The organism is Cyanobium sp. N5-Cardenillas, from assembly GCF_024345515.1.
Classification (GTDB): domain Bacteria; phylum Cyanobacteriota; class Cyanobacteriia; order PCC-6307; family Cyanobiaceae; genus Cyanobium.
Genome location: NZ_JAGQBG010000080.1, coordinates 1 through 12,175 on the forward strand (window position 1 = coordinate 1; position 12,175 = coordinate 12,175).

General features: G+C 70.4%; 15 protein-coding genes. 10 read left to right on the forward strand and 5 right to left on the reverse strand.

Annotation, left to right across the window (positions count from 1 at the left end):
- The 7 genes from KBZ04_RS08105 to KBZ04_RS08135 form a co-directional block, all read left to right on the forward strand.
- Window positions 1-1,246: BamA/TamA family outer membrane protein (locus KBZ04_RS08105; RefSeq protein WP_254991445.1), on the forward strand; the 1,246-nt coding region annotated here is incomplete at its 5' end.
- The gene (lpxC, locus tag KBZ04_RS08110; RefSeq protein WP_254991446.1) at window positions 1,246-2,118 is read left to right on the forward strand and encodes a UDP-3-O-acyl-N-acetylglucosamine deacetylase; all 873 of its coding nucleotides are present in this window, start codon (window positions 1,246-1,248) and stop codon (window positions 2,116-2,118) included. The genes KBZ04_RS08105 and lpxC, both read left to right, overlap by 1 nt.
- A gap of 79 nt (window positions 2,119-2,197) precedes the next feature.
- Complete coding sequence (fabZ, locus tag KBZ04_RS08115) at window positions 2,198-2,626, forward strand: 3-hydroxyacyl-ACP dehydratase FabZ (RefSeq protein ID WP_254944405.1); 429 nt, start codon at window positions 2,198-2,200, stop codon at window positions 2,624-2,626.
- A gap of 19 nt (window positions 2,627-2,645) precedes the next feature.
- Window positions 2,646-3,452 (forward strand): acyl-ACP--UDP-N-acetylglucosamine O-acyltransferase, encoded by an 807-nt coding sequence (lpxA, locus tag KBZ04_RS08120; protein ID WP_254991447.1) that lies wholly within the window; start codon window positions 2,646-2,648, stop codon window positions 3,450-3,452.
- Window positions 3,452-4,651, forward strand: a complete 1,200-nt coding sequence (gene lpxB / locus KBZ04_RS08125) for a lipid-A-disaccharide synthase (RefSeq protein WP_254991448.1) — start codon at window positions 3,452-3,454, stop codon at window positions 4,649-4,651. The genes lpxA and lpxB overlap by 1 nt, the downstream gene beginning before the upstream one ends.
- Window positions 4,642-5,268 (forward strand): peptide-methionine (S)-S-oxide reductase MsrA, encoded by a 627-nt coding sequence (msrA, locus tag KBZ04_RS08130; protein WP_254991449.1) that lies wholly within the window; start codon window positions 4,642-4,644, stop codon window positions 5,266-5,268. Before lpxB ends, msrA begins: the two co-directional genes overlap by 10 nt.
- A gap of 99 nt (window positions 5,269-5,367) precedes the next feature.
- Window positions 5,368-5,571: a hypothetical protein gene (locus KBZ04_RS08135; RefSeq protein ID WP_254991450.1), complete on the forward strand. Its 204-nt coding sequence runs from the start codon at window positions 5,368-5,370 to the stop codon at window positions 5,569-5,571.
- Window positions 5,572-5,574: 3 nt separating this feature from the next.
- Here KBZ04_RS08135 and KBZ04_RS08140 read toward each other — a convergent pair whose 3' ends face one another.
- The 5 genes from KBZ04_RS08140 to KBZ04_RS14280 form a co-directional block, all read right to left on the reverse strand.
- Window positions 5,575-5,850, reverse strand: coding sequence for a hypothetical protein (locus KBZ04_RS08140; RefSeq protein ID WP_106220326.1), 276 nt, complete (start codon window positions 5,848-5,850; stop codon window positions 5,575-5,577).
- Window positions 5,851-5,934: 84 nt separating this feature from the next.
- Window positions 5,935-7,437 (reverse strand): leucyl aminopeptidase, encoded by a 1,503-nt coding sequence (locus tag KBZ04_RS08145; RefSeq protein WP_254991451.1) that lies wholly within the window; start codon window positions 7,435-7,437, stop codon window positions 5,935-5,937.
- A 48-nt stretch (window positions 7,438-7,485) separates the two neighbouring features.
- Window positions 7,486-8,091 (reverse strand): GIY-YIG nuclease family protein, encoded by a 606-nt coding sequence (locus KBZ04_RS08150; protein ID WP_254991453.1) that lies wholly within the window; start codon window positions 8,089-8,091, stop codon window positions 7,486-7,488.
- Window positions 8,088-8,738 (reverse strand): hypothetical protein, encoded by a 651-nt coding sequence (locus KBZ04_RS08155; RefSeq protein ID WP_254991454.1) that lies wholly within the window; start codon window positions 8,736-8,738, stop codon window positions 8,088-8,090. Before KBZ04_RS08155 ends, KBZ04_RS08150 begins: the two co-directional genes overlap by 4 nt.
- A 33-nt stretch (window positions 8,739-8,771) precedes the next feature.
- Complete coding sequence (locus KBZ04_RS14280; RefSeq protein WP_254991455.1) at window positions 8,772-9,476, reverse strand: response regulator transcription factor; 705 nt, start codon at window positions 9,474-9,476, stop codon at window positions 8,772-8,774.
- Between the two features lie 163 nt (window positions 9,477-9,639).
- Here KBZ04_RS14280 and KBZ04_RS08165 point away from each other — a divergent pair, with 163 nt between their 5' ends.
- The 3 genes from KBZ04_RS08165 to tyrS form a co-directional block, all read left to right on the forward strand.
- Complete coding sequence (locus KBZ04_RS08165; RefSeq protein ID WP_254991456.1) at window positions 9,640-9,963, forward strand: DUF1825 family protein; 324 nt, start codon at window positions 9,640-9,642, stop codon at window positions 9,961-9,963.
- Window positions 9,964-9,968: 5 nt separating this feature from the next.
- On the forward strand, window positions 9,969-11,345 hold the full coding sequence (locus KBZ04_RS08170; RefSeq protein WP_254991458.1) for a flavin monoamine oxidase family protein: 1,377 nt from the start codon (window positions 9,969-9,971) through the stop codon (window positions 11,343-11,345).
- A gap of 54 nt (window positions 11,346-11,399) precedes the next feature.
- A partial coding sequence (gene tyrS / locus KBZ04_RS08175; protein ID WP_254991459.1) for a tyrosine--tRNA ligase occupies window positions 11,400-12,175 on the forward strand: 776 nt, incomplete at its 3' end.

Here is a 12,175-nt window from a genome sequence, read left to right on the forward strand (position 1 = left end):
GGGGGTCTTCGGCCAGATCCAGGTGCAGGACAGCAACCTGTTCGGCCGCGCCTGGGACCTTTCGACCAGCTTCACCTACGGCCAGTTCGGCGGCCTGGCCGACATCTCCTTCAGCGACCCCTGGATCAAGGGTGACAAGTTCCGCACAGCCTTCCGGTTCAAGGCCTTCATCAGCCGGGACGCCCCCCAGGTGTTCCAGAGCCAGAACAACGGCAACATCTTCACCGTCTCCGACTTCTACCAGGCCCCTGGGACCCAGGTCGCCTACAACATCTTCTCGCCGTTCAACCCCCTCCTCGACGTCTTCCCTTCGGTGACGGCGGCCCGCATCGCTGCCGAGACCGCCGGTCAGAACCTCAGCTGGTTCCAGTTCGACGGCAACAGCGTCCTGATCCAGCGCGTCGGCGCCAACGTCCAGTTCGTGCGGCCGCTCAACGGCGGCAACCCCTTCAAGCGCGCCCCCTGGACCGTGCTGCTCGGTCTGACCGGTCAGGTGGCCACGCCGATGGACTTCTCCGGCACCTCGCGCCGCTTTGGTCTGGCCACCCCGAACGAATCCACGGCGCTGTTCTCCGCTCCCACCAACTCGATCATCTGCCTGGCCTACAACTGCGCCGCCCGCAACCAGCTGGTGGGCCTGCGGCTGGCGGCCACGATGAGCACCCTCAACGACCCCCGCAACCCCACCAAGGGCAACTTCCTCAGCCTCGGCACCGAACAGTTCATCTCGGTGGGTCCCGATTCCCCCACCTTCAACCGGTTGCGGGGCAGCTTCACGCACTACATCCCGGTCCGCTGGCTGAAGTTCTACAAGGGGTGCCGGCCCAAGGCCGGTGAAACCGAGGACTGCAAACAGGCCCTGGCCTTCCAGGTGTCCGCCGGCACGGTGATCGGCGATCTGCCGCCCTATGAGGCCTTCTGCCTGGGCGGCGGCAACTCGGTGCGGGGTTACTTCGACTGCGATCTCGGCGTGGGCCGTAGCTTCGGTGAGGCCACGATCGAATACCGGTTCCCCCTGTTCAGCATCGTCAGCGGAGAGCTGTTCATCGACGGAGGCACCACCTTCGGCAGCCAGACGAACGTGCCCGGCAACCTGGGCGGCCTGCTCAACAAGCCTGGCTCCGGCTTCTCGATCGGCACCGGCCTGATCGTCACCACCCCCGTCGGCCCTCTGCGCCTGGAGGTGGCCAGCCAGGACTTCACCGGCGAGTGGCGCTTCAACCTCGGCGTGGGCTGGAAGTTCTAGTGACCAGCTGGCCCAGCGACTATCGCCAGGCGTGGACCCTGAGCTCCTGCGTGGAGCGCACCGGGGTCGGGCTGCACAGCGGCGCCGTCTCCCGGGTCCGCCTCGGCCCCTCGCAACGGCCGGGCTACTGGCTGGGCTGGCTGGACGACCCGCAACGGCCCCTGCAGCAACTGGGCCCCTCCCAGGTGAGTGACACCCGCCTCTGCACCTGCCTGGAGCTGGGGGATCGGCGCCTGGCCACGGTGGAGCACCTGCTGGCGGCCCTCGCCGGCACCGGGGTGAGCCAGGCGGAGCTGCTGGTGGACGGGGAGGAGATCCCCCTGCTCGACGGCTCGGGGCTTCCCTGGGTCGAAGCGATCGGCGAGGCGGGGATCAGCAGCCGGGGTGAGCGCCTCGAGCCCCCCCTGCCGCCCTTGCCAGTCACCCTTCAGCAGGGCCAGAGCTTCGTGGTGGCCCTGCCGGCCGACCGGCTGCGCCTGGCGGCGGCCATCGACTTTCCCCAGGCGGCCATCGGCCGCCAGCTCTATGGCCTGGACCTCACCCCGGAGAGCTTTGTGGCGGAGATCGCCCCGGCCCGCACCTTCGGCTTCCGGGAGCAGGTGGAGCAGCTGCTGGCCGCGGGCCTGATCCGCGGTGGTGCCCTCGACAATGCCCTGGTCTGTGACGGCGACGGCTGGGTCAATCCGCCGTTGCGCTTCGTTGACGAACCGGTGCGCCATAAGCTGCTGGACCTGCTGGGAGATCTGGCGTTGGTGGGCCTGCCCAGGGCCCACGTCTTCGCCTACCGCGGTTCCCATGGACTGCACACCGCCATGGCCGCGGCCCTTGCGGCCCAGGCATCCCGCCTGCCCGTGCCCGTACCGACCCACTGATTCCTTGACCGTTCTTCCTTCCGCCGCTCCTGAGGCCGCCCCAGCGGCCTGCCCCGACGCCGATGCGGCCCGGGCCGTGGTGCTCAGCAGCGAGCAGATCCTCAACCTGCTCCCCCATCGCTACCCCTTCGCCCTGGTGGATCGGGTGGTGGAGTACGTCCCCGGCAAGCGGGCGGTGGCGCTCAAGAACGTCACCTTCAACGAACCGCAGTTCCAGGGCCATTTCCCGGGCCGCCCCTTGATGCCCGGTGTCCTGATCGTTGAGGCCATGGCCCAGGTGGGGGGCCTGATCGTCACCCAGATGCCCGATCTGCCCAAGGGCCTGTTCGTCTTCGCGGGCATCGACGGTGTGCGCTTCCGGCGGCCCGTGGTGCCCGGCGACCAGCTCCTGATCACCTGCGAACTGCTCAGCCTGAAGCGCAAACGCTTCGGCAAGGTGCACGCCACCGCCACGGTCGATGGCGAGCGGGTCTGCTCGGGCGAGCTGATGTTCTCGCTCGTGGACTGACGCGATGTCGAGTACCGCCATGACGACATCCGTCCATCCCACGGCCCTGGTCGATCCCAGGGCCCGCCTGGCCCCGGGCGTGGAGATCGGCCCCTATTCGGTCATCGGTCCGGAGGTGGAGATCGGCGAAGGCAGTCGCATCGGCCCCCACGTCGTGATCGACGGGCGGGTGCGGATGGGCAAGGGCAACCGGATCTTCCCGGGGGCCTGCATCGGCCTCGAGCCCCAGGACCTCAAGTACGGCGGTGCCCCCACCGAAGTGGTGATGGGGGACGAGAACACGATCCGGGAGTGCGTCACCATCAACCGCGCCACGGCCGAAGGCGAGAGCACCGTCCTGGGCAACGGCAACCTGCTGATGGCCTACAGCCACATCGGCCACAACTGCCAGCTCTCCGACCGCATCGTCATCGCCAACGGTGTCGCGGTGGCGGGCCACGTGGTGATCGGGGACCGGGCCGTGATCGGTGGCGTGCTCGGCATCCACCAGTTCGTCCACATCGGCAGTCTGGCGATGGTGGGCGGCATGAGCCGCATCGACCGCGACGTGCCCCCGTTCATGACGGTGGAGGGCCATCCCGGCCGCATTCGGGGGCTGAACCGTGTCGGGCTGCGACGCAGCGGCGTGGCCCAGCTCGACGATGGCGCCCAGTTCCGCCAGCTGCAGGATCTCTGGACCCTCATCTACCGCAGCGATCTGGTGCTGGCGGCCGCCCTGCGGCAGGCGCGGGAACGTCCCCTGCTGGCCGCAGCCGATGAGCTGTGCGCCTTTCTGGAGGCCTCGGTGGGGCCGGGCCGGCGCGGACCGCTGCCGGCCCAGCGCTGATGGTGCGACTCCTGGTCAGCACCGGAGAGGTCTCCGGTGATCTGCAGGGATCCCTGCTGGTCAAGGCCCTGCACGAGGAGGCCGCCCGCCGCTCCCTGCCCCTCGATGTGGTGGCCCTTGGGGGAAGCAGGATGGAGCGGGCCGGCGCCCAACTCCTGGCGGACACCACCAAGCTCGGGGCAATCGGCCTGTGGGAACCGATCCCCCTGGTCATCCCCACCCTCAAGCTGCAGGCCAGGGTGCGCCGCTGGCTGCGCCAGCACCCCCCGGATGCGGTGGTGCTGATCGACTACATGGGGGCGAACGTCAACCTGGGGCTCCGCCTGCGGCGGCTGTACCCCGATGTGCCGATCACCTATTACATCGCCCCCCAGGAGTGGGCCTTCCGCCTCGGTGACGGCGGCACCACCCGGCTGATCGGCTTCACCGACCGCATCCTGGCCATCTTCCCGGAGGAGGCCAGCTTCTACGCCGCACGCGGCGCCCAGGTCACCTGGGTGGGCCATCCCCTGATCGACACCCTCCAGCAGCGACCCTCGCGCCAGGAGGCCCGCCAGCGGCTGGGCCTGCCCCAGGAGGCGCCGGTGCTGCTGATGCTGCCCGCCTCGCGGCGGCAGGAGCTGCGCTATGTGCTGCCGCCCATGGCCGCCGCGGTGGCCCTGCTGCAGCGGCAGCGGCCCGATCTGCAGGTGCTGCTGCCGGCGGGCCTGCCGGGGTTCGAGGCGGTCCTAGCGGAAACCATGCGGGCGGCCGGAGCCACGGCGGTGCGGGTGATCCCGGCCGGTGAGGCCGATGCCCTGCGGCCCCTGCTCTGTGCCGCGGCCGACGCCGCCCTGACCAAATCCGGCACCGCCAACCTGGAACTGGCCCTGCGGGGGGTGCCCCAGGTGACCGGCTACCGGGTGAGCCGGCCCACGGCGTTCCTGGCGAAACATGTGATCCACTTCAACGTGGCCCACATTTCCCCGGTGAACCTGGTGTTGGGGGAACGGCTCGTGCCGGAACTGCTGCAGGACGCTTTCACCCCGGACGCCATCCTGGCGGCCCTGCTGCCCTTGTTTGAGCCCGCCTCCGGGGCACGGGAGCGGGTGCAGGAGGGCTACGTTCGGCTTCGGCAGAAGCTGGGGGAGCCGGGCGTCACCCGCAGGGCGGCGACGGCGATCCTCGAACCGTTTTCGGGACAAACGTCATGCGACTGATCGCGCTGCTGCTGGGGCTGCTGCTCGCCCTGGGGGGCCCGGTGGCTCCAGCCCTGGCGGCCACGGAGGAGGCGGTGCTGGCCGGAGGTTGTTTCTGGTGCCTGGAGCACGATCTGGAGGTGCTTCCCGGCGTCCTGGACGTGGAGAGCGGCTACAGCGGCGGCAAGGGCGCCAACCCCACCTACAAGCAGGTCTCGGCCGGGGGGAGCGGCCATCAGGAGGTGGTCCGGGTGCGCTTCGACAACAACGAGATCCGCTACGACACGCTGCTGCGGGCCTACTGGCGCAACATCGATCCCCTCGACGGCGGCGGTCAGTTCTGCGACCGCGGCGATTCCTACCGGCCGGTGATCTTCACCACCAGCGCCAACCAGGCCGTGGAGGCCCGCAACAGCCTCGTGGCGGCGGCCCGGGAGCTTGGCAAGCCGGCGGCCGCGATCAAGGTGGCGATCCGCCCCCTGGCCAAGTTCTGGCCGGCGGAGGGCTACCACCAGAACTACGCCAAGCGCAATGGCGTCCGGTACAACTACTACCGCTGGTCCTGCGGGCGCGACCGGCGCCTGGACACGGTCTGGGGTCGGCGGGCCCGCAGCAGTCAGCGCTGGCAGGGCAGCTGAGCCGACTCCGGCCAAAGAGATGCAGACACGGTGCTTTTCCACCCTGTCGCGACCCCGAAGGATGCCCTAGCGTTTGTCCGTTCACGGGAGGTCTTCTGTATGTATCTGCTGACCATCCGTGACGGTCTGCAGACGCGCCATATCGGGCCCTACACGAGCCCCAGGCAGGCGTCCGACGACCTCGACAAGCTGCAGGCGAGCTTTGGTGAGAAGGCCACCTGGCAGATCCATCGCCTCGAATCTCCCGCCGAACTGCATGTCCCCGTGCCCGGCAGGGGCGACACCGAGCCGGTGGCGGTCTGAGCCTCAGGCGCGGGGCGGGGTGCGGGGATAGCCGCGCAGCAGACCGCTCTCGACCATCAGACCGACGCCGGCGTTGATCAGGATCAGTCCGAGGGCGCCGTACCAGACCCAGGGACCGGCCTCCGGCAGTGACTGCCCCTGATCGGCCGCTGCCGCCAGGGCCGACCAGGTCTGGATGCCCTTGCGGATCACCCCCTCTCCAAACAGGCAGAGGCCGGCGGGGAGCAGGAGCACACCGAGCTGGGCCTTCACGTACCAGCGGATCTTGTGAACGGCCATGGAGCGATGCGTTGTCTGGTCTGGGAGCAAACCTAGGCCGCAACCTTCAGCCGCCTGATCCGGCAGGGCCGGAGGTGAAGGGGTTCAGCTGGCCGCACCCGCCAACAGCCAGGCCACCAGGGTGCGCACTCCGAAACCGGTGGCCCCGGCCGGATCCACCCCGCGGGCCTTGTCGGTCCACACGGTCCCGGCGATGTCGAGATGGGCCCAGGGCAGCCCCTTGGTGACGAAGTCCTGCAGGAAGAGGGCGGCGGTGATCGAGCCCGCCGGCCGCGGCCCGGTGTTCTTCATGTCGGCGATGGGGCTCTTGAGCCCCTTCTTGTAGGAGGGGCGCAGGGGCATGCGCCAGAACGCCTCCCCGCCGGCGTTGCCGGCGCTGAGCAGGGCCTCGGCCAGGCCGTCGCTGGGGGACCAGAGCCCGGCGATCTCCTCGCCGAGGGCGATCACGCAGGCGCCGGTGAGGGTGGCGAGATCGACGATGGCATCCGGCTCCAGGCCACAGGCATAGACCAGGGCATCGGCCAGGGTGAGCCGCCCCTCCGCATCGGTGTTGTTGATCTCGATGGTCTTGCCGTTGGAGGCGGTGAGCACATCACCCGGGTGGATGGCGCCGCCACTGATCATGTTTTCGCAGCTGGCCACGATCACGTGCACCTCCAGGTCGGCAGGCCTGATTTCGGCGATGGCACGGGCGGCCCCCAGCACCGCGGCGCTGCCCCCCATGTCGTACTTCATCATCTCGATCTGGGAGCCGGCCGTCTTGAGGTTGTAGCCGCCGGAATCGAAGGTGAGCCCTTTGCCCACCAGCACCACCCGCCGGGTCACCTCGCCGGCGGGCCGGTAGGTGAGATGGATGAACTTGGGGGGCAGATCCGAGCCCTGGGCCACCCCCAGGTAGGCCCCCATGCCGAGGGCCTCACAGTCGTCCCGCTCCAGCACCTTGAGCTCGAGGCCGAAGGCGTCGGCGATGGCGGCGGCCTCCTCGGCCAGGGACTGGGGGGTCGCCTTGTTGGGTGGTGCCGCCACCAGCCGCCGGGCCAGTTCCACGCCGCTGCAGATGGCCGCCACATGGGCCAGGCCCGACTCGGCCCCTGCCGCAACGCCGAGCAGGCTCACCCGGGAGGGAAGGGACGGGGGTTCCGCCTCGCTTTTGAAGCGTTGGTCGGCATAGAGCCCGAGCCGCACCGATTCGGCCATGGCGGCGGTGGCCGCCGCCGGCTCCAGCCCCTCGACCGGAAGCCAGAGGCCGAGCTCCACGGCACCGGCACTGGCGGCGGCACGGGCCGCTTCGGCACTGGCCTGGCGCAGGGCCTCGAGGCCGAAGTCGGCCGGATCCCCCAGGCCCACCAGGATCAGGCTGGCCGGGGAGCCCCCCGGCCGCTCCAGGGTGATGGTCTGGCCGGGCTTGCCCTCGAAACGGCGGCGTTGAAGCAAGGCTTCGAATCCCTCGCCCACCAGCTCTTCGGCCAGGGCCCGACCGCTGCCAGCGGCGGAGGCGAACAGACCCAGCACCAGGGTGTCACCCGTCCATGTCTCCTTCAGAGCACCAGGGACGGAAGGGGTGACGGCAAGACAGCGAAACTCCATGGACCCAGCGCAGGCGACCCGTGATCGTAGCCAGACTGGCCCTGCCCTTCAGGCGGGGTCGGCGGTGAATGGGGTGGCCCAGCGCTCCCGGGTCTCCTTGTTGAACGGCGGCAGCCAGCGCCGGATCATGGCCTGCTCCAGGGCCCGGCGCGGGGACACGGCCGCCGGCACGTCGCTCCAGAAGCGGATGCTCGGCCGCGCCTCCAACCCCACCCGGGCCAGCGCCTCGCCATAGGCCGCGAGGTACCCCTTGCAGTCGTGGTCTCCCTTCCAGCGCTGGTCGGCCCGCCCTGTCTCGCCGACGTAGAGCAGCAACGGCATAGGCAGCCCCGCAGGACGGTCCATCACCAGGTACAGAGCCGCCCCGCACTGGGGCAGCCGGGGCCAGCGCCAGAAGGAGAGGCTCTGGGGACTGAGGCTGAGGGGATCGAAGCGACGCGCCACGTCGACAGGATCGCCTGGGTCGGCCGCCATCGGGAAGAGCTGCCCCTGCCGCAGGCGGACGGCCCCACCGGCGCTGGCGGCGGCGAAGAGCGGCCCCTGGTGCTCGGCCAGCCGGCCCTGCCAGGCGAGCAGCTGCTGCCGCTGCAGGGGGAGCTCCGGGGACGGGGTGGCGCCGGCCGCGGCCGTGAACAGGTCCCCCTGGCGGCTCATGGGGACGGGCTCCGGGACGGCGGCAGCGTCGGACCCGGGGCGGTGGCATAGCGGAAGCGGCCGATCCAGCGTTCGGCCAGATCGGCGGGCAGCTGCAGCCGCTGCTGCAGATCGGCCAGGTCCCGGAAGGGCTCCCGGTCCCGTTCCCGCAACAGCCGCCGGCAGCGTTCCGGCGCCAGACCGAGACGCTCCCGCAGCAGGCCTTCGGAGGCCTGGTTGATCGCCAGGGGCACCGGCGCCCGGGCAGACGCCGGCTCCCCTTGCCGTGCGAACCGAAGCACCGGCAGCCAGATCAGCACCTGCTCGGGAGGGACCTGGAGCGCCCCGGCCAGCTCCCCGGGGTCGCGCCACTGAATGCCGTCGCGCTGCCTGGCGATCAGCCGATCCACCAGATCGGGCCGGCAACCCGGCAACCGCAGCCAGTCGGCCGCGGCGGCCAGGTTGACCTCAAGCGTCCAACCGAGGGCGGCCGCGTGACGCACCTCGGCGGCATCGCGCAGCCGCAGGTCGGGGTTGTGGGCCAGCTTGAGGGCAAGCAGCTCCCGTTCCACCGCCTCGTCGGCCGGGGCCGCTGGGGGCGGCGGCAGCTGCCCGGTGGCCACCAGCAGCTTCCGGGCCAGGGGATCCAGCCAGTGGCGCCCTGCCATCGAGGCCCACCTGCATGCACGTCGGGCCTGACGCTAGCGGGTGCCTCCTGTCCGGGGCCAGTCGACCAGGCCCAGCTGCAGGCCGGTGACCACCGCCTGGATGCGACCGCTGACCCGCAACTTGAGGAGCACGTTGCGCACGTGGGTCTTGACCGTGTCGACCGACACCATCAGCTCCCCGGCGATCTCGGGATTGCTCAGGCCGCGCACCACCCGGTCGAGCACCTGCCGTTCACGGGCACTGAGCCGCTCGTGCCCGGCGGCGGGCTCCTGGCCGGCGCGGTAGGCGCCGACCAGGGAACGGTCCAGGTACAACCCGCCGCCGAGCACGGCGTGCAGGGCCTGCAGAGCGGAACCATGCAGCATCCGCGACTCCGGCACGATGCCGTCGCAACCGGCGCGCAGGGCCTTCTGGATCAGGGCCAGCTGGTGCTCCTGGGACACCACCAGCAGGGTGCGGACCTCAGGATGGCGGCGCTTGACCTGCACCACCAGGTCGACGCCGCAGCCCTCCTCCAACCGGTCGCTGACCAGGAGCAGGCTGGGTTGGTGCCGGCGCACCAGGGCCAGCCCCTCGGCGGCGGTGGTGGCGGCCCCCAGGATCCGGGCCGGGGTTCCCATCAGCAGGGCCACCTGGGCCCGGCTGCCCAGACAGAGCACCAGCCGGACCCCTTTCAGCAGAACCAGTCCCTGGCGAACATCGTCACGCACCTGGGGCAGCAGGGGGGTGAGGTCCACGGGAACAGGGGGCTCGGCCGCCCAGCGGATGGAGATCCATCTTCAACAGGTGCTGCCCATCGATTCAGTAGCGGCCGTGGCGTGATTACGTGGATCCGCACTCCCCAGCCGCCCCCGGCCTCTGCAGAATCGAGCTCTCAAGCAGCCCGGAGCCGACGTCCCCATGGCTTTCTTCGACTCCGAGATCGTCCAGGACGAGGCGAAACGGCTGTTCACCGATTATCAGCAGCTGATGCAGCTCGGCAGCGAGTATGGCAAGTTCGACCGCGAGGGCAAGAAGCTGTACATCGAACGGATGGAGGAGATGATGGAGCGCTACCAGGTGTTCATGAAGCGCTTCGAACTCTCCGAGGACTTCCAGGCCAAGCTCACCGTCGAACAGCTGCGCACCCAGCTCGGCCAGTTCGGCCTCACGCCGGAGCAGATGTTCGAGCAGATGACCCTCACCCTGGAGCGCATGAAGAGCCAACTGGAAGCCGCCGGCTGAACCCCGTGAACGATGTTGTCGTCGTCGGAGCAGGGCTGGCGGGGCTGGTGGCGGCGCGGCAGCTGCGCCGGTCCGGTCTGTCGGTGGGGGTGATCGAGGCGGCGCCTTCGGTGGGGGGCCGGATGGTTCGCACCCGCCTGCCCTTGGAAGAGGCCCGGACGCCGGCCTGGGTCGACCTGGGCGGTCAGTGGGTGGGTCCCACCCACAGCCGTTTTCTGGCCCTTCTGGAGGCCCATGGCCTGCGCCGGTTCCCCTCGCCCCACGGCGGCGAGACGGTCCTCTGCTTCGGCTCCCATCGCTGCACCTTCAGCGGCTTCTTCCAGGGGTTCCCGGAGGGGCAGCCGCCGTCGGTCCCCAGCCACGACTGGGACGACGCCATGGCGGCCCTGAAACAGTTCCAGGCGCTGGTGGCGTCCCTGCCAGAGGGCCATCCCCACCACCATCCCCATGCTGCCGCCCTCGACCGGCTGAGCTTCCAGGACTGGATCGATGCCCACACCCACACCCCCTTCGCCGCCTGGTACTTCGCCTATTTCTGCCGGGCCGTCGGCTTTCTCGGGCCAGCCGAACCGGATCAGGTGTCGTTGCTGCACGTGGCCTGGGGGCAGCGCACGGCGTCCCAGGGGGACCACCCCGAGGAGGACCTGATCCATGGCGGTGCCGGCCAGTTGCCGGCGTTGCTGGCCAGGGAGCTGGGGGACGCCCTGGTGCTGGGGGAGCCCGTGACGGCCATCCAGCAGCCCGAGGGCGAGGCGGCTGTCGAGGTGATCACCGATCGCTCCAGCCACCGCTGCCGGGCCGTGATCGTGGCCATGCCGCCGGCACGGGTGGGCTCCATCCGCTTCACGCCGGCGTTGCCCGCCGACCGGATCGCCCTTCAGGAGGGGATGGCCATGGGGAACTGCACCAAGGTGCTGATCGCCTACGGACGGCCCTGGTGGCGGGAGTCGGGGCTGTCCGGCATCGGCATCGGCGATCGCCCCTGGGTGGAGCTGTGCGCCGACAGCTCCGACCCGGAGACGGGCCTGGGGGTGCTCGCCGCCTTCGTGGTGGGTCGGCGTCGGCAGCGCTGGGCGGCCCTGGGGGCGGAGCAGCGCCGCGCCGCTGTGCTGGAGGATCTGGCCGCCTACTTCGGCCCGATGGCCCTGGAGCCACTGGAATATGTGGAGAAGAACTGGCCCGAGGAACCCTTCGTGGGTGGCGCCTTCGCCGCCTGGATGCCCCCTGGCCTCTGGACCCGCAGCGGCGAGGCCCTGCTGCGACCCCATGGCCGGGTGTTCTGGGCCGGCACGGAGGTGGCGGAGCGCTGGCCGGGTTTCTTCGAGGGTGCGGTGGACAGTGGCGAGCGGGCCGCGGACGCCGTGGCGGCCCTGCTGGGCTGATCAACCGCAGCACCATGGCTGCCTACCATCGCCCCAGGCAGGCGGCTGGCGTTGATGGGCGAAGCAATCCAGGCGAAGCAGACGCAACCACCGGCCCTGCCGCCCCTGCCCGAAGCCCTGGCCAGGGGCATGGCCGACCTGTTCCCCGCCGGCCGGGATCCCGACCCCGACCAGCGCCTGGAGGCCCGGCTGGCGGAGGCGGAGCGCCAGGGGCGGCCGCTGCGGGTGAAGCTGGGCATCGACCCCACCGGCAGCGACATCCACCTCGGCCACAGCCTTCTGTTCCGCAAGCTGCGGGCCTTCCAGAACGCCGGCCATACGGCCGTGCTGATCATCGGCGACTTCACCGCCCGCATCGGTGATCCCACCGGCAAGAGCAGCACCCGGGTGCAGCTCGATGCGGCGGCGGTGGAGGCCAATGCCGCCACCTACCTGGCCCAGCTGGGCCAGGGCCAGCCCCCCGAGCGCGCCCTGCTCGACTTCGAGACCCCCGGCCGGCTGGAGGTGCGCCGGAATTCCGAGTGGCTCGCCGGCCTGGCGCTGCCCCAGGTGATCGAACTGCTGGGCATCAGCACCGTGGGCCAGATGCTGGCCAAGGAGGACTTCGCCAACCGCTACGGCTCGGGCACCCCCATCAGCCTGCACGAGTTTCTCTATCCCCTGCTGCAGGGGTACGACTCGGTGGCGGTGCAGGCCGACCTGGAACTGGGCGGCACCGACCAGAAGTTCAACGTGGCGATGGGGCGCGACATGCAGCGCCATTTCGGCCAGCGGCCCCAGTTCGGCCTGCTGCTGCCGATCCTGCCCGGCCTCGACGGGGTGCAGAAGAT

Bases quoted from the DNA above. Each gene is read 5' to 3' on its own strand.
- KBZ04_RS08135 (WP_254991450.1), top strand. From the start codon at position 5,368: ATGTATCTGCTGACCATCCGTGACGGTCTGCAGACGCGCCATATCGGG.
- KBZ04_RS08145 (WP_254991451.1), bottom strand. From the start codon at position 7,437: ATGGAGTTTCGCTGTCTTGCCGTCACCCCTTCCGTCCCTGGTGCTCTG.
- msrA (WP_254991449.1), top strand. From the start codon at position 4,642: ATGCGACTGATCGCGCTGCTGCTGGGGCTGCTGCTCGCCCTGGGGGGC.
- KBZ04_RS08140 (WP_106220326.1), bottom strand. From the start codon at position 5,850: ATGGCCGTTCACAAGATCCGCTGGTACGTGAAGGCCCAGCTCGGTGTG.
- lpxB (WP_254991448.1), top strand. From the start codon at position 3,452: ATGGTGCGACTCCTGGTCAGCACCGGAGAGGTCTCCGGTGATCTGCAG.
- KBZ04_RS08150 (WP_254991453.1), bottom strand. From the start codon at position 8,091: ATGAGCCGCCAGGGGGACCTGTTCACGGCCGCGGCCGGCGCCACCCCG.
- KBZ04_RS08155 (WP_254991454.1), bottom strand. From the start codon at position 8,738: ATGGCAGGGCGCCACTGGCTGGATCCCCTGGCCCGGAAGCTGCTGGTG.
- KBZ04_RS08165 (WP_254991456.1), top strand. From the start codon at position 9,640: ATGGCTTTCTTCGACTCCGAGATCGTCCAGGACGAGGCGAAACGGCTG.
- lpxA (WP_254991447.1), top strand. From the start codon at position 2,646: ATGACGACATCCGTCCATCCCACGGCCCTGGTCGATCCCAGGGCCCGC.